Origin of the sequence: Vibrio sp. R-1, assembly GCF_035615595.1 — a bacterium.
In the GTDB taxonomy this organism is placed as follows: Bacteria; Pseudomonadota; Gammaproteobacteria; order Enterobacterales; family Vibrionaceae; genus Vibrio; species Vibrio cholerae.
The window spans coordinates 28,757-55,236 of sequence record NZ_WPDC01000013.1 but is presented as its reverse complement, the minus strand read 5'-3'; the positions used below and the strand labels follow the sequence as shown (position 1 = coordinate 55,236).

The following is a 26,480-nucleotide window of genomic DNA, read 5'->3' as shown; positions in this document are numbered from 1 at the left end:
GAAAATCGTAACGACGGCGTGACGGAACTCACGCTGGTTTTCACTAGCAAAATTTTTAGCTGCCATAGGGCAGCTGGTTTAAAAGGAAAGCACAATGAAATACGGCTATTTCGATAATGATAATCGCGAATACGTCATCACTCGCCCTGACGTACCCGCACCTTGGACTAACTATCTCGGTACTGAAAAATTCTGTACGGTGATTTCACACAACGCAGGGGGTTACTCCTTCTATCACTCACCTGAGTACAACCGCGTGACCAAGTTTCGTCCAAACTTTACCCAAGATCGTCCCGGGCACTATGTTTACCTACGCGATGATGCGACAGGCGATTTCTGGTCAATCTCTTGGCAACCTGTTGCGAAGAGCCTTGAACAAGCGAAATACGAAGTTCGCCACGGTTTGTCTTACTCAAAATTCAAGTGTGAATACAACGGCATTCACGCGACCAAAACCCTGTTTGTTCCTAAAGGCGAAGATGCCGAAGTTTGGGATGTAGTGATTGAAAACACTTCGAACGAAGTGCGCACCATCAGTGCGTTCAACTATGTTGAGTTCTCTTTCAGCCACATCAAGTCAGATAACCAAAACCATCAAATGTCGCTCTACTCAGCAGGTACTGCGTTCAAAGATGGCGTGATTGAGTATGACCTGTACTACAACACCGATGATTTCTTAGGCTTCTACTACCTGACTGCGACTTTCGATGCCGACAGCTACGACGGCCAACGCGACCAATTCCTTGGCATGTACCGTGATGAAGCTAACCCAATCGCTGTGGCGCAAGGCAAGTGCTCTAACAGTGCGCAAACCTGTTACAACCACTGTGGTGCACTGCATAAGCAATTCGTTCTGCAACCAGGCGAAAAAGTTCGCTTCGCAGTGATCTTAGGTGTAGGTAAAGGCAACGGCGCAAAACTGCGTGAAAAATACCAAGATCTGAGCAAAGTGGATGCTGCCTTTGCAGGTATCAAAGCACACTGGGATGAGCGTTGTGCGAAATTCCAAGTCAAATCACCCAACCAAGGTCTCGATACCATGATCAACGCTTGGACTCTGTACCAAGCGGAGACGTGTGTGGTGTGGTCGCGTTTCGCCTCTTTCATTGAAGTCGGCGGCCGTACAGGCCTTGGCTACCGTGATACTGCGCAAGATGCGATCTCCGTACCGCACACTAACCCAGCAATGACTCGTAAGCGCCTCGTTGACCTACTGCGTGGTCAAGTGAAAGCCGGTTACGGTCTGCACCTGTTTGATCCTGACTGGTTCGATCCAGAAAAAGCGGATGTTAAACCGTCTAAATCACCCACAGTTGTCCCCACACCGTCGGATGAAGACAAGATCCACGGCATTAAAGATACTTGTTCTGACGATCACCTGTGGATTGTGCCAACCATCCTCAACTATGTGAAAGAGACCGGTGACTTCGCCTTTATCGACGAAGTAATCCCTTACGCGGATGGCGGCAACGCAACCGTATATGAGCACATGATGGCAGCGCTAGATTTCTCTGCAGAATATGTGGGGCAAACCGGTATCTGTAAGGGTCTGCGTGCCGACTGGAACGACTGTTTGAACCTCGGTGGTGGTGAGTCCTCTATGGTCTCTTTCCTACACTTCTGGGCGTTGGAATCTTTCCTTGAACTGTCACGCTATCGCAATGATGAAGCGGCAACCGACAAGTACCAAGCGATGGCCGATGGTGTACGCGAAGCGTGTGAAACTCACTTGTGGGATGAACAAGGCGAATGGTACATCCGTGGCCTGACCAAAAATGGCGACAAGATCGGAACCTTCGAACAAGTGGAAGGCAAAGTGCATTTAGAGTCTAACTCGCTTGCAGTGTTGTCTGGCACGGTTAGCCATGAACGCGGCATCAAAGCAATGGATGCGGTGTACAAATATCTGTTCTCCAAATACGGTCTACACCTGAACGCTCCATCATTTGCCACGCCAAATGATGACATCGGTTTCGTGACTCGCGTTTACCAAGGCGTGAAAGAGAACGGCGCGATCTTCTCGCATCCAAACCCATGGGCATGGGTAGCCGAAGCGAAACTGGGCCGTGGTGATCGTGCGATGGAGCTGTATGACGCACTCAACCCATACAACCAAAACGACATCATCGAAACCCGTATTGCTGAACCTTACTCTTACGTACAGTTCATCATGGGGCGTGACCACCAAGATCACGGCCGCGCTAACCACCCATGGTTAACCGGTACTTCTGGCTGGGCATACCATGCGACCACCAACTATATCTTGGGTATCAAAGCGGGCTTCGATGCACTGGAGATCGATCCTTGTATCCCAACGTCATGGCCGGGTTTTGAAGTGACTCGCGAATGGCGTGATGCGACTTACCAGATCAAAGTTGAAAACCCGCAAAGTGTTTCAAAAGGCGTGAAATCCATCACCCTAAATGGTCAAGCGATTCAAGGTGCCGTTCCTGTGCAAGCCGCAGGCAGCGTTAACCAAGTCGTGGTTGTTCTAGGTTAATCCATTTTCGGGCACTCGCTGAGTGCCCGTTTGCTAATACCTAAGCGTTTTATATGCCCAGACCACTTGTCGTTGCAGCCAAGACTCTTGCAGCGTCAGTAGAAAAGGGATAGGGGGAGAAAATGATTAAATTTGGTACTGGCGGCTGGCGTGCGTTTATTGGTGAAGAATTCACTAAAGATAATGTGCGCTTGGTGGCTCAAGCGTTAGCCAACATCATCCATCATGAGCAAGCCGCAAACGAAGGCTTCGTAATTGGTTACGACCGCCGTTTTCTGTCAGACAAAGCGGGACGCTGGTTTGCCGAAGTGTTAGCCGCGAATGGCGTTGTGGTGAGCTTTATTGACAAGTTTGTGCCAACACCGGTGGTGATGTTTAAAGCCAAAGCGATGGATTGTGCTTATTCAGCCTGTATTACCGCCTCGCACAACCCGGCCGACTACAACGGCATCAAAGTGTTTATCCGTGGTGGCCGTGATGCAGATGAAGTGATCACTCAGAAGATCGAGCAGCAAATTGCCACTTTGACTTTACAAGACGTGAAATCGATCGACTTTGATCAAGCCGTCAACGACAAACTGATCGCCATCATCAACCCGATGAACGAGTTCGTCGACAGCATCATCAACTTCATCGATATTGAAGCGATCAAAAAAGCCAATCTGCGAGTGTTGATCGACCCGATGTTCGGGGTGGCGAAAAACGCGCTGCAAACGGTACTGATCAATGGCCGCTGCGACGTGGACGTGATCAACGATGGCAAAAACCCAGACTTCGGTGGTTTGATGCCTTCGCCTAGCGCTGCCACCTTGTATCGCTTGAAGCATCTGGTGAAACACGAAGGTTATGACATCGGTATCGGCACCGATGGCGATGCGGACCGCCTTGGCATCATCGATGAAAAAGGCAACTTTATTCACCCGAACGAAGTGCTGATCCTGCTTTACTACTACCTGCTGGAGTACAAAGGCTGGAAAGGTTCTGTGGTGCGTAACATCGCAACCACACATCTGTTGGATAAGATCGCCGCCGATCATGGTGAGCAGTGCTTTGAAGTGCCTGTGGGCTTTAAACACATCTCTTCACAAATGGAAGCGGACGACTCTCTGATTGGCGGGGAGAGCTCTGGCGGCCTCACGATTCGTGGTCACATCAAGGGGAAAGATGGCGTGTTCGCTTCTAGCCTATTGGTGGAAATGATCAGCGTGACGGGCAAGAAACTCTCTGAGCTGTTAACCGAGATCTATGATCGTTACGGCTATGCCTACACTGCGGAAGGCGATTGCAAATTTAAGCCCGCTCAGCGTGATGAGATCTACAACAAGGTCTACATTGAGAAAAAACTGCCTGAGTTTGAATTCGACATCGATAAAGTCAGCTATGAAGATGGGGCGAAAGTCTACTTCAAGAACGGTGGCTGGGTAATTGCCCGCTTCTCCGGTACTGAACCTTTATTACGTATTTTCGCCGAAATGGCCGACAAAGATACTGCGGAGCGTGTTCTTCAACAGATGAAAGCTTTCTTGGCGTTGTAATCATCGCCTTGTCAAATCATCCCCTGAGGTTAAGTCCCCTCAGCGGAGAAGAACACTTGCCCGACGCTCGACGTCGGGCTTTTTTATGCAGGTAACATAGTTTGGCAATTCAAGACGCTTGGTGGGTGCATTAGGCGAAAGCGAGCACGCCTTGGGTATCAATATTGACCGAGACTGACTGCCCTAACTCCAGCGGTTGCGAAGAGGTCGCGATAAGCTGAGTGCCATGCGCATCAATCAGATAACGGCAATGATCGCCCATAAACTGCTGCTCCGTCACCGTCACACTGCTCTCCTCTTCTGCACGAATTTGCACCTGTTGTGGACGCAGCAGTAACTTACACTCCGCCTCTACCGCGATCGGTTGGCGCGCAATCGCTTCGACCACCCCAAGCGCCGTTTGGTACTGAGTTTCACTGATCCGCTTGGCGCTTAAATAACTGCCTCCGCCCAGAAAATCGGCCACAAACTGACTCGATGGTTGGTAGTAAAGCTCTGCGGCGGTGCCGTATTGTTCAATCACACCACGATTCATCACCGCCATTTTATCAGCGAAGGCAAACGCTTCTTCGCGCGAGTGAGTGACGAAAATCGCCGTGACACCCTGCTGTTTAAAGATCTTACGAATCTCAATGATCAGCTCATGGCGTACTTGAGTATCGATATTGGAAAACGGCTCATCAAGCAGTAACAGATCGGGCTTATACGCTAAGGCACGAGCAATGGCGACACGCTGCTGCTGACCACCCGATAGTTGGTGCGGATAACGCTCTGCGAAAGCGTCAAGATGAACCAGAGCCAGCATCTCGGCAATTTTGGCCTGCTTTTGCTTCGCGGGCATCGCATCTAACCCAAAACCAACGTTTTGCGCCACGGTAAGATGGGGAAACAATGCGTAATCTTGGAAAATCATTCCAATATTGCGCTGCTCAGGGGGCAACCAGCGTTTACCGTCATCCAAGGTGACACAGTTAAGGCTAAGCTGACCAGAAGCCAAAGGCAGCAAGCCGGCAATCGCTTTCAGCAAGGTGGTTTTACCACAACCACTTGCGCCAAGCAGACAGACAATTTCGCCCGGATTGACTTGCAAAGAGAGAGATTTTAATACGGTTTGTGCATCGTATTGGCAAGTGAGATTTTCAATCAGCAGTGCGCAGCTCATTAGTGCTTTTGCTCCAAAGAACGGTTAACCATAACAAGAGGAATAAGCCCGACCAACACCAGTAAAATGGCGGGTAGCGCCGCCAACTCTAAGCGCTCATCTGAAGCGTAGTTATAGACGTAAGTAGCGAGAGTTTCAAAGTTAAATGGGCGCAGCAAAATCGCCGCGTTCAATTCCTTCATCGATTCGATAAACACCAACAAGCCGGCGATTAATGCACCGCGGCGGATCAGCGGCAAGTGTACACGCTTGAGCATTTGATTGGCATGACAACCCATAGTGCGCGCCGCCATATCCAACGAAGGTGATACTTTACTGAGGCTACTTTCGATGCTGCCAATCGCTACCGCCGAGAAACGCACCACCAGCGCGAACACAATCGCAAATAAACTGCCGGAGAAAACAAGCCCTGGGCGTCCCCACTCCATCATTTTAGCGATATCGTTGATCAGATGATCCAGTGCGAGTACAGGTACTAAAATACCGATAGCCAGAACGGTTCCCGGCACCGCATAGCCCATCGAAGAGAGGCGCATCAAGGCAACACTGGTACGATTATTTTGTAAACGGGCATAAAAGTTAGCCACTAAAGCCACTAAGACTGCTACGACAGCAGCACTGATCGAGACAGTGAAACTGTTGATCGCGTACTCTTTAAATTGGGTGGTCCAGCTCTGGGCAAAATAGGTCCACGCGTAACTGATAAGTTGTAGCAGAGGCAGAATAAACGCCACCGCCACTAAGCCCCAGCACCAGATTAAAGCGGCCCATAAACGCCAGCCTTTTAAGGTATAACGATACTCTTCATGGCTATTAAATTGGGTTTGATACAGTTTTTGTCGGCGACGACTATAGCGCTCACTACTGAGCAGTAGCAGCACCATCACCAGCATAATGGCCGAGATTTTTGCAGCCGCATTGAGATTGGAATAACCGAGCCAAGTATCGTAAACCGCTGTGGTTAAGGTATTCACCGCAAACAGGCTTACCGTGCCGAAATCACCAATGGTTTCCATGGCCACCAAAGACAAACCCACCGCAATCGCAGGTCGTGCTAATGGCAGAGAAATACGTCGAAAACTTTGCCACGGTGAACATTTCAGTAAGCGCGCAGACTGAAGCAAAGTGACATTTTGCTCCATAAACGCCGCACGGCACAAAAGATACACATAAGGATAAAGTACCAGCGCCAGCACCACACTCGCACCGCCTAGGCTACGAATATCGGGAAACCAGTAGCTGCCCGCTTGCCAACCGGTCCAATCGCGCAAGGCAATTTGGATTGGACCTGCGTAATCAAACCAATGGGTAAATAAATACCCAATAATATAAGCAGGCATCGCCAAAGGGAGGACAAGCGCCCATTGCAGCCAACGCTCACCGGGCAGTTTGCACATGGCAATCAGCCAAGCTGACGGTACCCCAAACAGTAAAGCCAAGAGCAATACCGAACAGGTTAATACCAATGTATTGAAAATATAGGTGGGCATCACAGTCGCCAGAAGATGAGCAAAAACCTCATCACTGTTGCCGAATGCGGTATAGAAGATCGCTAAGATCGGTAAAACCAGCAGAGTGGTTAACACTAGGCTGCTGGCTTTCCAGGCAAAATATTTTTCTTTCATCGCCTATCAGTATAAGGCTTGAACAGCAAGCAGATACTGCATCCCTCAAATAAAATAGGGGTACGTTATACCCCTGATTTTACTTACAGGTCAAATTTGACTTCATCGATCAATTTGATCGCTGCAGCATTGTTATCTGCAATTTTTTCCAGTGGCAGACTGTCGGCTTTAAACTCGCCCCAAGACTCCACCAATGCAGAACGTTGTACACCCGGTTTGACTGGGTATTCGTAGTTCACTTCTGCATACATTTTCTGAGCCGTTTCACCAGTCAAAAACTCCATCAGTTTCTGCGCGTTTTCACGGTTAGGTGAGTATTTAGCCATCGCCATACCACTCACGTTAACGTGTGTTCCTTGCACATTTTGACCTGGGAAGTTGATGTACACAGCTTCAGCCCAAGATTTCTGCTCTTGATCATTCAGCATGGCGCCTAGGTAGTAGCTGTTACCCAATGAGACATCACACAGACCTTCTTTGATCGCGCGAACTTGGTCACGATCGTTGCCTTGCGGTTTGCGTGCTAGGTTCGCTTTAACGCCTTCTAGCCAAGCTTTTGCTTCCGCTTCACCGTGGTTAGCAATGATGGAAGCAACTAATGCGATGTTGTAAGGATGCTTACCACTACGAGTACAGATTTTGCCTTTGAACTCAGGCTTTGCCAGATCCATATAGTCAAAATCATCACCGAGCTTACCTAGGCGGTCACGTGAAGAATAGACACTGCGAGTACGCTGAGTCAGGGCAAACCACTCATCGCCACTGTCACGATACTGAGCCGGAATGTTCTCTTCAATCACTTTGCTATCCAGCGGCTGAGTCAAACCTTTTTCGGTCAGCTCAAACAGACGACTGAATTCAGCGGTTAAGATCACATCTGCTGGGCTGTATTCGCCTTCTTGAGCAAGCTTTTCAGCGATACCTTCTTTCGCAAACTTCACGTTAACTTTAATGCCAGTTTCTTTCGTAAATTCAGCAAACATCGGCTCAATCAGAAACGGTTGGCGATAAGAGTAAACATTGACTTCTTGAGCGGCAAAAGCAGAAGGAGCAAGCACACTGAGCGTTATCGCTGACAGGCTGAGCAGTTTTTTCATTGAGTATTCCTTTTGACTAGTAATGATAACCTTTATCAATCGCAATGTATTATAGGAATGTTCAATAAGAAAACAATTGGCAATAAAACAAAACCCGCCTTTACGGCAGGTTTTGTTCAGGTCAATTTGTAAAATGATATTTCACTTAACAGTAACAAACTCTGGGTAAGCACCGACACCACAATCGTGCATGTCCATCCCTTCCATCTCTTCTTCTTCAGAGACGCGGATCCCCATCGTCGCTTTAAGCACGCCCCAAACCACCAGACTTGCACCAAACACCCATGCGAAGATCACCGCAGCACCAAGTAATTGTGCGCCAAAGGTTGCATCAGCGTTGCTCAGTGGTACCACTATCAGACCGAAGAAACCACACACGCCATGGACGGAAATCGCCCCCACTGGATCATCAATTTTCAGCTTATCGAGACCAATAATGCTAAACACCACCAGAGAGCCAGATACTGCGCCAATCGCTACCGAATAAAGCGGTGAAGGAGAGAGAGGATCGGCCGTAATCGCCACTAAGCCCGCTAATGCACCGTTCAGTACCATGGTGAGATCCGCTTTACCCCAAGTGGTTTTACACACTAAAAGTGCAGCGATAGCCCCTGCCGCCGCAGCCGCATTGGTATTGAGGAAAATTTTGCCCACGGACGTCGCATTTTCAAAATCCGACACCATCAACTGTGAGCCGCCGTTAAAGCCAAACCAGCCAAACCACAGAATAAACGTACCGAGTGTGGCCAATGGCATGTTGGAACCGGGAATTGGATAAATTTCGCCGTTTTTGCCGTATTTGCCTTTACGAGCCCCGAGCAGAAGAACGCCTGCTAATGCCGCTGAAGCTCCCGCTAAATGCACAATGCCGGAACCTGCGAAATCACTAAATCCTGCCGCTGAAAGGAAGCCACCGCCCCAAGTCCAGTAACCTTCAACGGGATAGATGAACGCGGTCAATACTGCGGAGAAAATCAAAAATGCCCAGAGTTTCATCCGTTCTGCGACGGCACCAGAGACGACAGACATCGCGGTCGCCACAAACACCACTTGGAAGAAGAAGTCCGATTCGAGCGAGTGGTCAGCACCATCGGCCTGTGAGCCAATCAGCGCACCAAACGAAGGCAACCAGCCTCCTTCCGTGTTATCGACATACATGATGTTGTAGCCGACGATCAAATAGGTGGTACAAGCAATCGCATACAGAACAAAGTTTTTCGTCAAAATTTCGGTGGTGTTCTTGGAGCGAACCAAACCCGCTTCCAACATAGCGAAACCTGCCGCCATCCACATAACGAGCGCTCCTGAGATCAGGAAGAAAAATGTATCGAGTGCGTAACGCAGCTCAGTAACTGTGATTGATAGTTCCATAATCAAATCTCATCCTTGAATTTAAAGGGCTTCTGAATCCATTTCGCCAGTACGGATACGCACCGCTTGGCTTAGGTCATACACAAAAATTTTGCCATCACCGATCTTTCCGGTGTGCGCCGCCTTAATGATCGCTTCAACTACGCGATCGACATTGTCGCTTTGAGTCGCAATTTCAATTTTGACTTTAGGGAGAAAATCGACCTGATACTCAGCACCGCGGTACAGTTCAGTGTGTCCTTTTTGACGTCCAAAGCCTTTCACTTCAGACACCGTCATCCCCTCAATCCCAACATCCGCCAGCGCTTCGCGAACATCATCCAATTTGAATGGTTTAATGATTGCGTTAATCAGTTTCATCTCTTCCTCTCTGAAGCAGTCGTCCATTTACTCCTCATTATCCAAAGGGCGTGCCAACTTTTTAACTTAATGATTTTTATGGATATATAGGCATTTGTTGAGTAAAAAAACAAAAGGCCGCACCGATTCGGTGCAGCCTTTTCCCAACAATAACGCACAACGTATGAGCAGGATGGATTAGAACCTACCCTGATTTTGAATAAAACTTTGCCACTGCGTCAGTAAGGCCACAAAGTCTTCTCGCCCACAGGCGGCAATACTTTCGCTGTCATAGAGAGCAAAATCGGTTTCTAATTCATGCTCACTCTCATAAGCCAGCGCATTCTCTTGCACTGTGATTTCATCGCCTTGCACCAGTAATGAGATTTCACGTCCCGTCCATAAAAACTCTTGGGCTGGTGATTGTTCTGCCTTATCGATCAGCGTTAATACGTGTTTAAGTTTGGCTAAGTCTTGGCCAATCTCTTCTTGTAGCCATCGCCCGACGATTTGGTGCTCCATATTGCATCGCACCGCATACTCACCGAGCAGGGTATTTTTAATAAATTCAAATTCCATGGTGAACACTCCACCGATCCACAATGGCGCGAGTATATCGCAAACCCCTTCACGATACTTAGACAAGTGATGACCCGCAAAGTAAACCGACCGAAAAATACCCACAATAAAGCCGCGACAAGCGCGGCTTTAAAAGAGGATTCAATCACTCTGCTTATGCAGGTTCTTGGAAAATGACCGAATCTGCTTTACTGGTGTACTGACCCATACGGTGGAAGTTGAGGTAACGGTAGGTATCCGCAGCCGCCGCATCAATCTGCTTCGCGTAATCCATGTACTCCGCTACGCTTGGGATTCGACCCAAAATCGCTCCCACTGCCGCTAATTCAGCAGAAGAGAGGTAAACGTTAGCCCCTGTGCCCAAACGGTTCGGGAAGTTACGCGTTGAAGTCGACATCACGGTTGCTTTGTCCGCTACGCGTGCTTGGTTACCCATACACAACGAACATCCCGGCGTTTCGATACGCACGCCAGCACGACCGAAAATACCGTAGTAACCTTCTTCAATCAGTTGGTCACGATCCATCTTGGTTGGCGGAGCGACCCATAAACGGGTATTCAATTGGCCATTGAATTTTTCAAGCAATTTACCCGCCGCGCGGAAGTGCCCGATGTTGGTCATACAAGAGCCGATGAACACTTCATTGATGGTTTCCCCCGCACACTCAGAAAGCAGACGAGCATCGTCTGGATCGTTTGGCGCACATAGGATTGGCTCTTTGATCTCAGCAAGATCAATCTCAATCACATGCGCGTACTGGGCATCTTTGTCCGCTTCCATCAGTGTTGGGTTAGCTAACCAAGCTTCCATCGCTTGAATACGGCGCTCAATAGTACGGCGATCGCCATAACCTTCAGCAATCATCCACTTCAACATCACGATGTTCGAGTTGAGGTACTCTTCAATCGACGCTTGTGACAGCTTCACGGTACAACCTGCCGCTGAACGTTCTGCGGATGCATCAGACAACTCAAACGCCTGCTCAACCGTCAGGTGTTCAACCCCTTCGATCTCTAGGATACGACCGGAGAATTCGTTGATCTTACCTGCTTTTTCTACCGTGAGCAGACCTTGCTTGATGCCGTAATAAGGGATGGCATGCACCAGATCACGCAACGTGATCCCCGGCTGCATCTTACCCTTAAAGCGCACCAGAACCGATTCAGGCATATCCAGCGGCATTACCCCAGTCGCGGCCGCAAACGCCACCAGACCAGAACCTGCTGGGAAAGAAATACCCAATGGGAAACGAGTATGCGAGTCACCACCAGTACCGACTGTATCTGGCAGTAGCATGCGGTTTAACCATGAGTGGATAACACCATCGCCCGGACGCAGTGAAACACCGCCACGGTTCATGATGAAATCAGGTAATGTGTGGTGAGTCTGCACATCGACAGGCTTTGGATAAGCCGAGGTATGACAGAAAGACTGCATCACTAAATCGGCAGAGAAACCAAGACAGGCCAAATCTTTCAATTCATCACGCGTCATTGGGCCTGTGGTATCTTGCGAACCGACGGTCGTCATCTTAGGTTCACAGTAAGTGCCTGGGCGAATGCCTTGTACACCACACGCTTTACCCACCATTTTCTGAGCCAGCGTATAACCTTTACCGCTATCTGCAACCGCCACAGGGCGACGAAACTCTTTTGACGCTTCCAGACCTAATGCGTGACGCGCTTTATCCGTCAGGCCACGTCCAACGATCAGCGGAATACGACCACCCGCACGCACTTCATCGTACAGGACATCGGTTTTCAGTTTGAAAGTCGCCAGTACTTCGCCCGTCGCGTGGTTACACACTTTGCCTTCAAATGGGTAAACGTCGATCACATCGCCCATATTGAGCTTAGAGACATCCACTTCGATAGGCAGAGCGCCAGCATCTTCCATGGTGTTAAAGAAGATTGGAGCGATTTTACCGCCAAGCACATATCCGCCCGTGCGCTTATTAGGCACATTAGGAATATCGTCTCCCATAAACCACAACACTGAGTTGGTTGCCGATTTACGTGATGAACCGGTACCGACCACATCACCCACGTAAACCAGTTGGTGACCTTTGGCTTTAAGTGCTTCGATCTGTTTGATCGGGCCAACTTTACCCGGTACATCCGGCTCAATGCCATCGCGCGCGTTTTTCAGCATGGCTAATGCGTGTACAGGGATATCAGGACGTGACCATGCATCAGGCGCTGGAGAGAGATCGTCCGTGTTGGTCTCCCCCGTCACTTTAAATACAGTTAAGGTCACTTTTTCAGGCAGTGCCGGCTTAGATAGGAACCACTCTGCATCAGCCCAAGATTGCAGTACTTGTTTCGCAAATGGGTTGCCCGCTTTGGCTTTTTCTTCCACATCGTAGAAGTTATCAAACATCAAGAGGGTATGAGACAGCGCTTTGGCGGCAATCGGAGCCAGCGCGCTATCGTCCAGTAATTCAATCAGCGGTTCGATGTTGTAGCCGCCTTGCATGGTACCGAGTAACTCCGCCGCTTTTTCACGACTCACCAACGGAGATGCGACCTCGCCTCTCGCAACGGCCGTCAAGAAACCTGCTTTCACGTAAGCCGCTTCATCGACACCCGGAGGAATGCGATTTTCAAGTAGGTCAAGAATGAAAGCTTCTTCACCTTGTGGGGGATTTTTCAGAAGTTCGACAAGTCCTGCGACTTGCTCTGCGTCTAGGGGTTTAGGTACAACTCCTTCAGCGGCACGCTCTGCGACGTGTTTACGGTAGGCTTCAAGCACGACTTTTTCCTCTCATTGCGGTTCACCCAGTTGATTATAAAAATACGAGCGAACATCCTTGGAAACTTGGCTCTCCCTAGCCCTTGTTTTCACTCAAATTGACTGAGAAACAGCGCCATAGAGGCCAAACTGTGGGCGTCAGAATAGCAAGTTTAACGATAAATTAAAATCTCATCATTTTGACCAACATAGCAACTTGAGACTAAAGTTTTAGCTTTCTCACTGAGTGAAAAGCGCGCAAACCCCACCCATCTCAAGCTCTCGCTATTTAAATGTGGTACCAATAATGAAATAGATCGAGTCATAATTCTGCTCGGTGCGACCATAGCCAAACATAATCGGCCCAATCGGCGAATTCACCCCAGCGAAGATCGAACCTGCGCCATACAAAGGCGCATCTTGCAAACGCAAATCGGGATCAGACCAGACGCCACCGTATTCAATCGATGCCCCTAAGTAGACGGGGGACGTGAACATGCCAAAGTCATTATCAAACCAGCGGTAACGGTAAACGAGGTTTCCATACAGCTTGTTTTGACCAATCAAGCTATTGCGGGGGATGCCCGACAAGTTGAGAAAACCACCGATGCTTTTCGGATCAATCGGGGTAGATGAGTGTTTACTTTTCACCACCCCCATATCCAAGTTTGCGACTAAAGTATGGCGTGAAAAGGTGTGCGCAGCGATCAATCGCCCAGACAGCTCCGATACGGTATCGGAAGAGAGGGCATCTCCAGAAAGGGGATTGCTACCGTCAAAACTGTCTTTAGAGATCAGATATTCCAAGTCAAAATAGATGCCTTGTTGAGGCAAACTAAAGTCATCCAAGGTGTCGTGTCGATAATCAAAAAACACCCCGCGACGCTGGAAGGAAAAATCCCCAAAAACCGGTAATGAAGAAGCTTCGCCATTGCCTTTGCTGTAGCGTGCACCGAGTTTTATTTCTCGCCATAACTCGATTTGATAGCCGAGCGCCAGTTCGGCAACCCATTCGGAATAAGTGACGGGTAAGTAATTCTCCGTAGCCGCGAGAGAGGTGTCATCAAAGCCTGCCAAAGGCGCATTTCGCCGCTCGTTACTGAAATGCAGCAGTGCCGTCGTAAATGTTTTTTGTCCCGATAACAGTGGCGAATAAAGCTCAGCTTCGATCAGCTTGTCGGTCCCCATATCCATATTCAGAGCCAGCTCAGCACCGTGTGAGTTGATGTCTGTAAAATTGGTGGAAACCCCAAGGGCATACTGACTTTCAGTATCAAAATCATCTTCTAAAAAGAAGCGGAAATTGACGTAATTGGGCCCCCAAGACTTTTCACGCACATCGACCACCAGTTGTTGTTGGTCATCGAGTTGTTCGTATTGATAACGCACCAATTCGAAGCGATCTAGGGCATAGAGATCTTCTATGCTGGCTTCAATCTCTTCGGTGCTGAGCTTTTGCGCGGGTTCTAAATTGAGTCGGTTCAGTAATAGCAGATCGCTGTAGTGGGTGTTGTTTTGCAGAACAATTTCGTCCACCTGAACATTATCACCATAGCGCAAGGTTTTACGCCGCTCTTCTTTCTCATCCACATACGCTTGATATTGCGCTGAACTCAGAGCAATGTTCTTGAAAAAAGCCTGATTATCCATCGCTTCTTGGTAGCCCATCGCAAACGCCGCCGGCATTTTGTCGAACTCCATGGTCTCCATTTTGCCCACGGGTGGACGCAGCAGCAGATCGCGCGAGGTCAAATGATCGCTCTGTCTTTCCGTGCTGCGGCGAACCAAATAGTTCGAAAGCTGGTCTGCAACCGTAAAGAGATTGGTGAAATCCTCTTGGCTTTTGTAGTCGGTGCTGATGTCGACCGCGATGATAATATCTGCCCCCATCGCACGCGCGACCTCAACCGGCATGTTATTGGTGACACCACCATCCACCAGCCATAAACCGTCAATTTCATAAGGTGGTAACGCGCCGGGTACTGACATGCTGGCCATCATGGCATCCACCAAAAAGCCTTTATCAAGCACGACTTCTTGAAGGTGAATAATATCGGTCGCTACCGCGCGATACGGGATCACCAATTGATCAAAAGAATCGAAGGCGGGAAGATTGCCAGTGGTTTCACGCAACATGCGCAGCATGTTTTGTCCTTGCACTACGCCTTTTGGCGCGCGCACTTCCCCCCAGTGTAGGCCGAGATCTGTGGTGATTTGGTAGCGATCTTCATACTCTTTGTCACGGACTCGGCGCTGGCTACGATCGACACGATCTCGATAACCTCGGTTCCAATCCACGCTATAAATCAGCGCTTCAATCTCCTCTGCGCTCATTCCTGTTGCGTATAACCCACCCACATAAGCACCCATGCTGGTACCTGTGATGATATCGACGGGGACGTGCATCTCTTCCAAGGCTCGCAGCACCCCCATGTGCGCGGCGCCTTTGGCACCGCCCCCCGCCAGAACTAACGCGATTTTAGGTCGTTTGGCGACTTGAGCTTGGGCTTCTTGTGCCAAGGCCAATGGGGCAAACACTATCCCTACGACTACGCTGAATGATACCGCCCATTTCATCACGTGAGTTATCCTCGAAATCCTTAAGAATCAAACCAATATATACCCAAACTATGGGGAGTTACAGGCAGACGGCAAGTGAACGCATCACAAAGCGCATAGACAGTCGCTATGATTGGAGTGAAGAAACCTCGCCAACACGGCTGCCGCAGCAAGTAGCAAGAAAAGAGAAAACTATGCCCACAGAAGCAAAGCAGACGTTGTCGTCAGTGCAACGACAACGCCGCGCCCACGAGGGTGCTACCACTCAAACAGCTTTTTGATCCACTCGGTCGGACGGTTTTCACACTGCTGTTTTAACTGCTGTTGATTGTCCCAAATAGGCAGTTTAAACGCATTATCACAGTCGAGTTTCAATCCACCTTGCGTCTGCTTGGCAAAGCCAAAGGTCGTTATGCCTTCTGGCCAAGGTAACTGTAATTTCTCTGGAATGCGATATTTCAAATACTGCGCATAAACACGTAATGCCCCACTCGCGCCAGTGAGCTTCGTTGGCTGGTTATCATCGCGGCCAAGCCAAATGGTGGTCACTTCACGGCCATCGACCCCCACAAACCAACTGTCACGGTTATCGTTAGTGGTCCCGGTTTTCCCCGCCAGTGCTGCACTGCTGAACTGCGCATTCAAGTAACGTCCCGTCCCCTCTTGCACCCCTTGTTTCATCGCGTAAGTCGTCAGCCAAGCGGCTTGTTGATCCACCGCTTGTGATACTCTCGGCAGAGATTCATACAGCACATTACCTTCCAGATCGAGCACCGAACGCAGCGCTGAGAGAGGCGCTTTTTTGCCGGAGTTGGTCAACGTTTGGTACATCTGCGCCACTTGATATGGAGTGAGCGAGAACGAACCAAGCAACATAGACGGCACAGGTCGAATCTCATCACGATTGACACCAAGGCGTCCTAAGGTCTCTGACACTTGTCCAATCCCCAGTTTCATGCCTAACGATACCGTAGGTACATTCAGTGATTGAGCGAGCGCCATATACAATGGCACTTCTCCACGATATTGACGATCGTAGTTTCGTGGTGTCCACGCGCTGCCTTCACTACCTTTTAAGGTGAGGGGTTTATCTTCCAGTGTAGTGGCTAGGTTGTACTGATCGGGATGTGCTAACGCCGTGAGATACACCGCTGGTTTCACCAGTGAACCAATCTGTCGACTGGCATTGAGCACGCGGTTAAAACCATCGTAACCGGTTCGCTTACCGCCGACCATGGCACGAATTTCGCCACTATGACGATCCACAGCGATCGCAGCGGCTTCGAGATCTTTGCCTGCGGTTTTCGCTAATTGCGGGATCTGATCGTGGATCGCTTGCTCGAGTTTGGACTGCGAAACCGGATCGAGCGAGGTAAACACCCGTAATCCTGAATCCGCTTTAAATTTGTCGCCCAGTTTTTCTTTCAGCTCAATAGAAACTTGCTGGAAATACGCTGGCTGACGGCTAGCGATTTGCGCGGTTTTCTGCACATCCAACGGACGAGTTACCGCTTGCTGGTACTCTTGCGCCGTCAGAATATCGTGCTCCATCATCAGTTTCAGCACCAGATCGCGCCGCTCGCGAGCGCGCTCGGGATAACGCATCGGGTTGTAATAAGAAGGCCCTTTAACCATGCCAACCAACAATGCCAATTGATCAATCCGTAGCTCTTGCAGCGGCTGGCCAAAATAGAGCCGTGAAGCCAGACCAAAACCGTGGATCGCATCTGCGCCACTTTGCCCTAAATAAACTTCGTTAAGATAGGCTTCAAGAATACGATCTTTGCTGTAACGATAATCGATGATCAGCGCCATATAGGCTTCGCGCAGCTTACGCCACAAGGTGCGATCACTAGAAAGGAAGATGTTTTTAGCCAGCTGCTGGGTCAAGGTACTGCCCCCTTGCACCGTGCGCCCCGCTTTAAGGTTGACCACCATAGCGCGACCAATCGCAAGTGGTGATACGCCATCGTGCTGATAAAAATCACGATCTTCGGTGACTAAGAGCGCATCAACCAACACTTCGGGGAATTGATCGCGACGTAAAAAGAGTCGCTGCTCCGGCGAATCTTTTTCCAGCATGCCCATCAGTTTTGGCTCTAAACGCAGGTAGCCTAGCTCGCGTTTTTGCTCTAATGATTCGATTTTGTTCAAACCACTGCCATCAAAGGTGAGCATCACTCGGCGATCCGGCTCTGGCCCATCCGCGAATTCAAACGGACGGCGGATCAGCTCAATTCGACTGGAAGAAGACGCGTACTCACCGGGAAAACGGGGCTGTGCCACTTTGCGGTAATTGAGGACATCGAGCTCATTGCGCAGTTCTTGCAAACTGAGGCCGTTGCCGGGCTCAAGCGTTAAAATACGGGCATAGACCACGGTCGGCAGATCAAACAGCTGACCTTCAAAGCGCTGTTTGATCATCGAATCGAGATAGATACCAATAAAAACCAGCACTGCGGCCAGCGTCAGCGCTAATTTCCAGCCGATACTCCAAATCCTTCCCAGCCAGATTTGCAGCTTGGAGGAAGAGGCACTTTTACCACTGCGCGCTTTACGGCCACGCGATCTGTTACTACTTTTTCTCGTCATGCGTTCAATTGTCGTTTGGTTTTACTGGTTGCCACATGATTGGCAGGATCATCCGGCCACACGTGTTTCGGGTAGCGGCCTTTCATCTCTTTTTGCACTTCTTTGTACGCGCCCGCCCAAAAACTGGCGAGATCGCGGGTAACTTGCAACGGTCGCTGCGCGGGGGAAAGCAGTTCCATCACCACGGCGCGCGTCCCTTTGGCAACGCGTGGCGAACTTTGCTCGCCAAACACTTCCTGCATGCGCACCGAGAGCGTAGGCTCCATCCCTAACTGATAACGGATTTTTTTGTGATTCCCCGTTGGTAGCAGATGATGGGTTGGCAGCCACTCGTCAAGCTGCTGACTGAGCTCCCAGCCAAGATAGTGCTTCAGCGCTTGCAACACGGAGACACTCTGCAAACCTTTCACTGAGGTTACGCCGGCTAAATACGGCTCTAACCACAGTTCGAGGTGCGCCAGTAGCGTTTCATCGTCCAAGGCTGGCCACGCTTCTTCTGGCAGCCATTCGGCGGCGCAGCGTGCACGGGCAAGCCACTCGCTCGCGTCTTCGCTCCACTGTAACACTGTTAAGCCTTTGCGCCGTACATAGCTCAGCAAAGCTTGTGTCATTTTTTGTTTATCGGGTTCTGGCAGCTTTTCACGACGAAGCACCAATTGATCGATTCGCCACTGCGCTTCCGCGCTCAAGCGGCCGGCTTTTTCATCCCAATCCACTTGTTCAACCCGAGAAATCAGCGCTGGCAATAGGCGCTCAAGCGCGTGGATATCCAGCTCAAGGGCACTGAATATTTGACTCGCTTGGGTTTGGCCGCGCATCAAATCCAAGGCGACCAGATAATCGGCGGCGGACAAACGCTCTTCCACCGCCAGCCAAGCGCCATGGCCATTGGCGAGTAAAAATTGCCCTTTTTGTTGGCCGCGCTGCTGGGCAATTCGATCTGGAAAGGCCAAACACGCCACTAAAGGCAGCCATGCTGAATCAACCGAGGAGAGTGAAAATGCCGTATCGAGTTTGTGCGCCAAAGATTGGGCACGTTGGATCAGCAGTTTTTGTTTAGGATGACGACCTTGCTGCCAGCGGTGCAAGCTATGTTGTACATCAATCACTTGCCGTTCAGGCTCTTCAAGTAACACCGCCAACGCTAAAGCACTTTGCAAGGCCGACTCACCTAAGCGATCGGCACTCAGCAGCATCGCGGCAATCCGCGGCTCAACGCCCAGTAAATGTGCCTCTTTACCCGCCGCTGTGAGTTGCGTGCGTGCATCCAAAAGCCCAAGACGCTGCAAAAGTTGCTGCGCCTGCGCAAACGCACTGCTCGGTGGCAAATTCAACCAAGCCAAATCGCTCGGCTGCGCGCCCCATTGCGCGAGTTCTAATGCCAGTGGCGCTAAGTCAGTATGTAGCATTTCGGGCTCTGACACCCAAGGCTGCTGCTTAAGCTGCGCTTCGCTGTATAAGCGCACGCAAATCCCCGGCTCTAAACGTCCGGCACGCCCTGCCCGCTGCTCGGCAGAGGATTGAGCAATCCGCACTTGTTCAAGGCGAGTAATGCCGGTTTTGAGATCAAAACGCGCACTGCGTTCAAGCCCACTATCAAGCACTATGCGAATGCCTTCGATGGTCAGCGAAGTTTCAGCAATATTGGTCGCCAAGACCACTTTGCGCCGCCCCGCCGCAGTGGGAGCAATTGCGCGCTGCTGCGCGGCGAACTCCATCTGTCCATACAAAGGGCAGATTTCAACCTCGCTAGCCAAATCGCTTAACTGTTCGGTTAACTGGTTGATGCTGGCGGCACCGGGCAAAAAGGCCAGCAATGAGCCCGTTTCGTGCTGCAGAAGATGACGAATTTGTCGCTGCATCGCCGCCACCAAAGGCTCATCAGGGTGCAGAGGTTGATAGCGAATCTCTATCGGGAAACCGCGCCCTTGCGATTCGACATAACTCGCTTGCGGCAGTAAGTTTTGCAAAGCTTGCTGATCGAGTGTGGCCGACATCACCACGATTTTTAAATCTTCCCGCAGCGCAGACTGCACTTCGAGCGCCAACGCCAAGGCAGTATCAGCGTGAATGCTGCGCTCATGAAACTCATCGAAAATCAGCACATCTACCCCATCCAGCTCAGGATCGTTTTGCAACATGCGCGTCATGATGCCTTCCGTCACAATCTCCAACTGAGTGGCACGGCTGACTCGGTTTTCACCGCGCACCCTATACCCGACACGCTGCCCAACCTCTTCCCCCAGTTGCTGCGCCAAATAGCGGGCAATATTACGCGCCGCCAAACGCCGTGGCTCCAGCATAAGAATTTTGCCGTGGAACAGCCCCGCTTGCAGTAACTGCAACGGAAAGTAGGTGGACTTACCGGCACCGGGCGCGGCTTTGAGGATGAGTTGTGGAGAGTTGGTGATACCGGACAACAGCTTCGGCATCACCTCAATAATGGGCAGTGGTGACAAGGGCGCTTCCTACAAGGTTAAATGGCCGCGCCATTGTACATAAAACGGAGTCCGTGCCCAAAGTGCATTCCTATCAAGAGGCGCAGCAGACAAAAAACTTACTGTGGTGCTCTCTCTTCCGGTTGGGCAATCAAAGGTGCCTCAAGCGTGGGTTCAGAACTCGCTGGCACAGCACTCTCACTCTCTTGTGGCTCAAGCTCTACCGCACTTGAAAGCGGCTCAGTTGCAACCTCTGTGGGTATGTTTTCCATGCTCGGCAGCACAGGCTCATCGCTAAGATGGGGAGAGATAACACTGGGCTCCGCCACGGCTTCAGTAGGAACAACTTCGGTTGCTGCCGTGAGCTTAGACTTCATCCAAGCATTCAAAGCTAATGCCTGATCATCCGTTAAAATGCCGTTATGACCAGCAATCACACCATCGGCCACAGCAAGTACCCACACCGCCTGACGATTGGCATCTTCGCAACTTTGTACGGTTTTGCGGGCGTGCAATCTGGCGCGAATTTTCCAGCCAGCCCCTTCCAATACCTGCATGCAACCGGGTTTCGCATCGTGCTCAAGCAGCCACTGAGGGATTTTGACCACTTTATTACAATCACGCCCCGAGCACGGGTCCACATCATGAGTGATTGCCCAAGAGTTACCCACGGCGCGCTCGCCATCTTTGATCCAGTTAAAGGCCTCACGTACCGCAAAATCGGTTTTGGACTGCAACACCAGCATGGATGGACCAAAACCGTCTGGACTCAACCACTTATCCAGCGGCTGATACTCTTTGGCAGAGGCAGCGGGATTTAAAAGCACCGTTAAATGGGTTTCACCGCGACCTGCGGCCAGATTATCCAAAATCGCCTGTTTGCGGGCGTGTAGCGCAACCACACCACCCAAGCTGTGCCCAACTAAAATATAGCGCCCTAGCGTTCCTTGACGATGCAGTTCATCCAGCGAACTCAGCAGCTTTCTCACCCCATGCTCGCCAACTCTTCGCGCCACCTGCTTGCTGGTTAATATGGTCGGAAAATCCAATGCTTCCACTCGACTTTCAGGATCGTCTGAACCATCCAACCACAAGGGATCGTACTGATCCCCCCGCCAACCGATATACAGCCCGATGAGGCCAGGATTGGTCTTCGCCATCTGGCGATGAAAACGTTGAAACGCGACAAAATTATCGTCCGTGGGCGCCGCATTATGGTGCCAACCGTGAATAAAAATCAGCAGTTCCGCCCCTGGGTTTTTGGCTAACCTCGCCTTCAACATGTCGTATTGCCCAGGCAAGTGCATTTCACCCTCATCATTAAATTCAATCACATGGAAATCAGACCGACTCAACTCAGGCGTGACTTGATGATAGGGCATATCGGGAATACGGGTAGACCAAATTGACAACGCGAGAATAGCCAGCAATACAACCTTAAACATGGCTATATTTTTCAAAAACTTACGCAAGGAATCTTACCAAAAAACAGATACCCAGACTCGGGCGGGCGGCCATTATATGTTCAACTTCAATGCTTCACCAGAGGCGGAATGAGGGACTTTCTCACCTGCCGCTAACCTCTCGATGGCATCAACCTTTAACAGCTTGAAACACCATAGCTACCGCTTCCAATAGGAAGGGGATGGCGATTGTGACAAAAGCCACTAGAGTATGTTTAAATGCCTTCGCCATTGGCTATGAATAAGAAGAGAAACATGCACTTTTCCCCACCTCTGCAAAAAGGCACCTTACTCAAACGTTACAAACGCTTTTTGGCCGATGTCGCGCTGGAAGATGGTTCGGTGATCACCATGCACTGTGCGAACACGGGCGCCATGACTGGCTGCGCCGAGCCGGGCAGTACGGTGTGGTTTTCTACATCGGATAATCCAAAACGCAAATACGCCCACAGTTGGGAACTGACGCAGACCCAAGCAGGTCACTGGATTTGCGTGAATACCGCGCGAGCCAACGCATTGGTGGTCGAAGCGATTTTGGCAGGAGAGATCCCACAACTGCGGGGTTATGAAGCACTCAGTACGGAGGTGAAGTACGGCCATGAAAATAGCCGTATCGATATCTTGCTAAAGTCAGATTCTCAACCACACTGCTTTATAGAAGTAAAAAGCGTCACTCTTTTGGATGAGATTCAAGGCGATAAAGGGCAAGGTTATTTTCCTGATGCGGTGACAACCCGTGGTCAGAAGCATCTGCGTGAGCTGGCGGAAGTCGCTAAAGATGGAAGCAGGTCGATACTTTTATTTGCCGTTTTGCATTCAGGGATTGAAAAAGTCGCTCCCGCTCTCCATATAGACGCGAACTATTCACAGTTACTAAAAGCGGCACAAGAAGCCGGAGTGGAAGTGTTGTGCTACAAAGCGTCACTTTCAAAACACGAGATCCGAATGGTATCTGAGGTCAAATTTGCCCATCAAGTGACAAAAAATTGATGGTGTCTTCACATTGACGATAACTTTACCTTCGATTGTTTGCCTCCCCCACTTCTTTTTGCTATAGATACCCGCCTTAAATTTAACTGCTCTCGCAGTTGACTAGGGTTAGTAGGAGATCTGTATGACAGAGTCTAAAAAGAAAACGCTAGGCATCCTAGCCATTGCTGGTGTTGAGCCATATCAGGAGAAGCCGGGTGAAGAGTATATGTCACCTGGGCAAATCACACATTTTACAAAGATTTTGGAAGCGTGGCGCAACCAACTGAGAGAAGAAGTGGACCGTACCGTTCACCACATGCAGGATGAAGCAGCCAACTTCCCAGACCCTGTTGACCGAGCTTCTCAAGAAGAAGAGTTCAGCTTAGAACTGCGTAACCGTGACCGCGAGCGCCGTTTGATCAAGAAAATCGAAAAGACCCTCGACAAGATCAAAGAAGAGGATTTCGGTTACTGTGAATCGTGCGGTGTGGAAATCGGTATTCGCCGTTTAGAAGCGCGCCCAACAGCCGATCTCTGTATCGATTGCAAAACACTGGCTGAAATCAAAGAAAAGCAAATGCTTGGCTAAGATGGAACAGTAAGGAAAAGGGAGCACAAGCTCCCTTTTCTTGTTTCTTTGCATTTGAAAGGTAAATCGCCCTATGAACTATATTGGTCGCTTCGCCCCCTCTCCTTCTGGTCCATTACATTTTGGTTCTTTGATTGCGGCGTTGGGAAGCTATTTCCAAGCCAAAGCACAACAAGGAACTTGGCTGGTCCGTATTGAAGATCTCGATCCGCCCCGGGAAATGCCGGGAGCAGCCGCGCACATTTTGCGTACATTAGAAGCCTACCGCCTGCACTGGGATGGCACTGTGGTTTACCAAAGCCAGCGTCACGCCTTATACCAAGATCAAATCGATGCTTGGCTAAGCACAGGTCAAGCTTACTACTGCCAGTGCACCCGAAAAGCCATCAAAGCCATGGGCGGCTTTTATAACGGCCACTGCAAAATCCATCCGCCAGCGCGGCAGCAAGACTGCTCGATTCGGCTACGAATGGATAATCCGGTGCAACAATTCATTGATTTGAAACACGGCACCATCACCATACCCAAGGCATTAGCAGAAGAAGATTTCATTATTAAACGCCGAGATGGTCTGTTTGCTTACAATCTTGCTGTGGTGCTGGATGATATTGATCAAGGCGTGACTCAGGTGGTACGCGGCGCCGATTTGATAGAACCAACAGGGCGGCAAATCAGCTTGTATCACACTTTAAAACAAAAGCCGGTCAGCTACTTACATTTGCCTTTGGCGATGGATGGGAACGGGAATAAACTCTCGAAACAGAATCACGCTCCGGCCATTGACCCAACCGCGCCTCGGCAGACCATTTCCCATGCGATGCAGTTTTTAGGCTTTACGCTGCCCACGGATTTTTCCGATGCCAGCGCAGAGCAAATGCTGGCTTGGGGCTGCCAACATTGGCAGGTGAGCCAGCTACCGGAAGCGATCGAGATCACACCAAGATTCTCAAATGGTCCTGCTTAAGCTATTATTAGCGCCAAATTCCGTCCGTTTGAGCGTCAAATTAAGCAGCGTAGCGCTTACAGCGGCAACAGCAATCATTGTCAGAAGCACATGAATAATAACGATTTTGAACCGAGCAACACTCGCACATATCCAGACTTAGCTTTGACCATCATTCCGCGTCAGGAACACCCTATCTCGCGTCAGCAGATCAGCGAAAATGCGCTGAAAGTGCTCTATCGTCTGCATGGTGCGGGGTTTGAGGCCTTTCTGGTCGGCGGCGGTGTGCGTGATTTACTTCTGGGTGGCAAGCCGAAAGACTTTGATGTGGCCACCAACGCCACGCCAGAGCAGTTGCGCCAACTGTTTCGCAACTGCCGTCTGATTGGCCGCCGTTTCCGTCTCGCGCACATTATGTTTGGACGCGACATCGTCGAAGTCGCCACTTTCCGTGGCCATCATCAAGAGTCGAGTCAGAGCCAAAATATCGCTGCACAATCCGAAGCGGGTATGCTGCTACGTGATAACGTGTACGGCACGATTGATGAAGATGCCGAGCGCCGCGATTTCACCATCAATGCCATGTATTACAACATTGCAGACTACAGCATCCACGACTATGCCGGCGGCATGGAAGATCTGGAAGATCGTTTGGTGCGCCTGATTGGCGATCCGGAAACGCGTTATCGTGAAGATCCGGTACGCATGCTGCGCGCGGTGCGTTTTGCGGTCAAACTCGATTTTGATATCGAAGAAGATACTGCGGCGCCGATTGAGCAACTTGCGCCATTGCTGCGTGACATTCCTGCGGCTCGCCTCTACGAGGAGTCGCTCAAAATGCTGCAAGCAGGTCATGGTTTAGAAACCTACCATTTAATGCGTCAATACAATCTGTTCCAGCAGCTTTTTCCAACCATCGCCGAGCATTTTACCGCCGATCACAGTTCAAAAACCGAGCAGATGTTGGATTTGGTGCTGGATGCGACCGACATTCGAGTTGAAGAAGATCTGCGCATCAATCCGGCCTTTATGTTTGCCGCCATGCTGTGGTATCCGATGATTGATCTCGCGGATCGCTTAATGGAATCGCTCAACCTAAATGAATTTGATGCAATGACCGAAGCCAGCAACCGAATCTTGGATGAAGTGGTCAAACGCATCGCGATCCCGCGTCGCCATACCACCACCATTCGTGATATCTGGCAGTTGCAGCAGCGCTTACCCCGTCGCAGTGGTAAACGAGCCTTCCGTCTACTTGAACTGAACAAGTTCCGTGCAGGCTTTGATTTCCTCGAAATGCGTGGCGAAATTGAAGGCGGTGAAACCAAACAATTGGCGGAATGGTGGGCCACCTTCCAAAGCGCGGGACGCAATATGCGCCAAGCCATGGTGGGTGATATCGATAATGCAACGGGCAGCAGCAAATCTGGTGCTCGCCGCCGTAAACCATCCCGCAACAAATCCAAGAGTAAATCCAGCGAATGATGCTTGCCTACATTGCGATTGGCAGTAATTTGGGCGATCCCGTCGCCCAAGCACAACTGGCCATACAACAGCTTACTCTCATACCGAAGTCGCGCCTTATCGCGGCTTCATCGCTCTATAGCAGCACTCCGATGGGGCCGCAAAATCAGCCTGATTACATCAACGCTGTTGCCGCCATCGAAACCGAATTAACGCCACTGGAATTGCTCGATTGCACACAACGCATTGAGCTAGAACAGGGGCGTGTCCGTAAAAGCGAACGATGGGGACCGAGAACCCTCGATCTCGATATTGTGCTTTACGGCAATGAGGTGATAGAGACCGAGCGCCTCACCATTCCTCACTATGGAATGAAAGTACGTGAATTCGTGCTTTACCCGCTCGCGGAAATCGCACCAAATTTAACCCTCCCAGACGGGACTGAAATCCAAGCGTTATTGCAACAAGTACCGCTCAATGGGCTCAGCATTTGGCACTCGCCAACGTCGAGTAAGGACTAA

General features: G+C 50.2%; 18 protein-coding genes. 7 read left to right on the top strand and 11 right to left on the bottom strand.

Annotated features, from left to right (window positions below; all coding sequences use genetic code 11):
• Positions 1-94: 94 nt before the first annotated feature.
• On the top strand, positions 95-2,500 hold the full coding sequence (locus GOU96_RS04930) for a GH36-type glycosyl hydrolase domain-containing protein (RefSeq protein WP_069212470.1): 2,406 nt from the start codon (positions 95-97) through the stop codon (positions 2,498-2,500).
• A gap of 122 nt (positions 2,501-2,622) precedes the next feature.
• The gene (locus GOU96_RS04925; protein WP_000589188.1) at positions 2,623-4,035 is read left to right on the top strand and encodes a phosphoglucomutase/phosphomannomutase family protein; all 1,413 of its coding nucleotides are present in this window, start codon (positions 2,623-2,625) and stop codon (positions 4,033-4,035) included.
• A gap of 130 nt (positions 4,036-4,165) precedes the next feature.
• Here the strand turns inward: GOU96_RS04925 and GOU96_RS04920 are convergent, their stop codons facing one another.
• The 11 genes from GOU96_RS04920 to GOU96_RS04870 form a co-directional block, all read right to left on the bottom strand.
• Positions 4,166-5,197 carry an ABC transporter ATP-binding protein gene (locus GOU96_RS04920; protein WP_001277489.1) on the bottom strand — a complete coding sequence of 344 codons (1,032 nt, stop codon included), beginning with the start codon at positions 5,195-5,197 and terminating at the stop codon, positions 4,166-4,168.
• Positions 5,197-6,822 (bottom strand): ABC transporter permease, encoded by a 1,626-nt coding sequence (locus GOU96_RS04915; protein WP_000660927.1) that lies wholly within the window; start codon positions 6,820-6,822, stop codon positions 5,197-5,199. Before GOU96_RS04915 ends, GOU96_RS04920 begins: the two co-directional genes overlap by 1 nt.
• 83 nt (positions 6,823-6,905) lie before the next feature.
• Positions 6,906-7,919: a Fe(3+) ABC transporter substrate-binding protein gene (locus GOU96_RS04910; RefSeq protein WP_000735496.1), complete on the bottom strand. Its 1,014-nt coding sequence runs from the start codon at positions 7,917-7,919 to the stop codon at positions 6,906-6,908.
• Between the two features lie 141 nt (positions 7,920-8,060).
• On the bottom strand, positions 8,061-9,290 hold the full coding sequence (locus GOU96_RS04905) for an ammonium transporter (RefSeq protein ID WP_267781937.1): 1,230 nt from the start codon (positions 9,288-9,290) through the stop codon (positions 8,061-8,063).
• A gap of 21 nt (positions 9,291-9,311) precedes the next feature.
• Complete coding sequence (gene glnK / locus GOU96_RS04900) at positions 9,312-9,650, bottom strand: P-II family nitrogen regulator (protein ID WP_000767166.1); 339 nt, start codon at positions 9,648-9,650, stop codon at positions 9,312-9,314.
• Positions 9,651-9,827: 177 nt separating this feature from the next.
• Positions 9,828-10,208, bottom strand: coding sequence for a YacL family protein (locus GOU96_RS04895; RefSeq protein ID WP_000393917.1), 381 nt, complete (start codon positions 10,206-10,208; stop codon positions 9,828-9,830).
• Positions 10,209-10,362: 154 nt separating this feature from the next.
• Positions 10,363-12,960, bottom strand: a complete 2,598-nt coding sequence (gene acnB, locus GOU96_RS04890; RefSeq protein ID WP_000888585.1) for a bifunctional aconitate hydratase 2/2-methylisocitrate dehydratase — start codon at positions 12,958-12,960, stop codon at positions 10,363-10,365.
• 264 nt (positions 12,961-13,224) lie between these two features.
• Positions 13,225-15,516, bottom strand: coding sequence for a patatin-like phospholipase family protein (locus GOU96_RS04885; protein ID WP_042989794.1), 2,292 nt, complete (start codon positions 15,514-15,516; stop codon positions 13,225-13,227).
• 240 nt (positions 15,517-15,756) lie between these two features.
• Positions 15,757-18,090, bottom strand: a complete 2,334-nt coding sequence (gene mrcB, locus GOU96_RS04880; protein ID WP_000197290.1) for a penicillin-binding protein 1B — start codon at positions 18,088-18,090, stop codon at positions 15,757-15,759.
• Entirely contained in the window at positions 18,087-20,549 is a 2,463-nt protein-coding gene (gene hrpB, locus GOU96_RS04875; protein ID WP_267781940.1) for an ATP-dependent helicase HrpB, read from the bottom strand. Before hrpB ends, mrcB begins: the two co-directional genes overlap by 4 nt.
• 98 nt (positions 20,550-20,647) lie before the next feature.
• On the bottom strand, positions 20,648-21,973 hold the full coding sequence (locus GOU96_RS04870; protein WP_267781943.1) for an alpha/beta fold hydrolase: 1,326 nt from the start codon (positions 21,971-21,973) through the stop codon (positions 20,648-20,650).
• A gap of 273 nt (positions 21,974-22,246) precedes the next feature.
• Between GOU96_RS04870 and sfsA the strand changes: the two genes are divergently transcribed.
• The 5 genes from sfsA to folK all read left to right on the top strand — a co-directional run bounded on the left by sfsA (position 22,247) and on the right by folK (position 26,480).
• Complete coding sequence (gene sfsA, locus GOU96_RS04865; protein ID WP_000545809.1) at positions 22,247-22,981, top strand: DNA/RNA nuclease SfsA; 735 nt, start codon at positions 22,247-22,249, stop codon at positions 22,979-22,981.
• A gap of 124 nt (positions 22,982-23,105) precedes the next feature.
• Positions 23,106-23,552, top strand: a complete 447-nt coding sequence (gene dksA / locus GOU96_RS04860; RefSeq protein WP_000140367.1) for an RNA polymerase-binding protein DksA — start codon at positions 23,106-23,108, stop codon at positions 23,550-23,552.
• A 73-nt stretch (positions 23,553-23,625) separates the two neighbouring features.
• Positions 23,626-24,516 carry a tRNA glutamyl-Q(34) synthetase GluQRS gene (gene gluQRS, locus GOU96_RS04855; protein ID WP_001106431.1) on the top strand — a complete coding sequence of 297 codons (891 nt, stop codon included), beginning with the start codon at positions 23,626-23,628 and terminating at the stop codon, positions 24,514-24,516.
• Positions 24,517-24,606: 90 nt separating this feature from the next.
• On the top strand, positions 24,607-25,980 hold the full coding sequence (gene pcnB / locus GOU96_RS04850) for a polynucleotide adenylyltransferase PcnB (RefSeq protein ID WP_267781946.1): 1,374 nt from the start codon (positions 24,607-24,609) through the stop codon (positions 25,978-25,980).
• Positions 25,977-26,480 carry a 2-amino-4-hydroxy-6-hydroxymethyldihydropteridine diphosphokinase gene (gene folK / locus GOU96_RS04845; RefSeq protein ID WP_000978980.1) on the top strand — a complete coding sequence of 168 codons (504 nt, stop codon included), beginning with the start codon at positions 25,977-25,979 and terminating at the stop codon, positions 26,478-26,480. Before pcnB ends, folK begins: the two co-directional genes overlap by 4 nt.

Coding starts and splice junctions, on each gene's coding strand:
- glnK (WP_000767166.1), bottom strand. CDS start 9,650: ATGAAACTGATTAACGCAATCATTAAACCATTCAAATTGGATGATGTT.
- GOU96_RS04920 (WP_001277489.1), bottom strand. CDS start 5,197: ATGAGCTGCGCACTGCTGATTGAAAATCTCACTTGCCAATACGATGCA.
- pcnB (WP_267781946.1), top strand. CDS start 24,607: ATGAATAATAACGATTTTGAACCGAGCAACACTCGCACATATCCAGAC.
- gluQRS (WP_001106431.1), top strand. CDS start 23,626: ATGAACTATATTGGTCGCTTCGCCCCCTCTCCTTCTGGTCCATTACAT.
- GOU96_RS04915 (WP_000660927.1), bottom strand. CDS start 6,822: ATGAAAGAAAAATATTTTGCCTGGAAAGCCAGCAGCCTAGTGTTAACC.
- GOU96_RS04910 (WP_000735496.1), bottom strand. CDS start 7,919: ATGAAAAAACTGCTCAGCCTGTCAGCGATAACGCTCAGTGTGCTTGCT.
- sfsA (WP_000545809.1), top strand. CDS start 22,247: ATGCACTTTTCCCCACCTCTGCAAAAAGGCACCTTACTCAAACGTTAC.
- GOU96_RS04930 (WP_069212470.1), top strand. CDS start 95: ATGAAATACGGCTATTTCGATAATGATAATCGCGAATACGTCATCACT.
- GOU96_RS04885 (WP_042989794.1), bottom strand. CDS start 15,516: ATGAAATGGGCGGTATCATTCAGCGTAGTCGTAGGGATAGTGTTTGCC.
- GOU96_RS04895 (WP_000393917.1), bottom strand. CDS start 10,208: ATGGAATTTGAATTTATTAAAAATACCCTGCTCGGTGAGTATGCGGTG.
- GOU96_RS04870 (WP_267781943.1), bottom strand. CDS start 21,973: ATGTTTAAGGTTGTATTGCTGGCTATTCTCGCGTTGTCAATTTGGTCT.
- GOU96_RS04905 (WP_267781937.1), bottom strand. CDS start 9,290: ATGGAACTATCAATCACAGTTACTGAGCTGCGTTACGCACTCGATACA.
- dksA (WP_000140367.1), top strand. CDS start 23,106: ATGACAGAGTCTAAAAAGAAAACGCTAGGCATCCTAGCCATTGCTGGT.
- mrcB (WP_000197290.1), bottom strand. CDS start 18,090: ATGACGAGAAAAAGTAGTAACAGATCGCGTGGCCGTAAAGCGCGCAGT.
- GOU96_RS04925 (WP_000589188.1), top strand. CDS start 2,623: ATGATTAAATTTGGTACTGGCGGCTGGCGTGCGTTTATTGGTGAAGAA.
- folK (WP_000978980.1), top strand. CDS start 25,977: ATGATGCTTGCCTACATTGCGATTGGCAGTAATTTGGGCGATCCCGTC.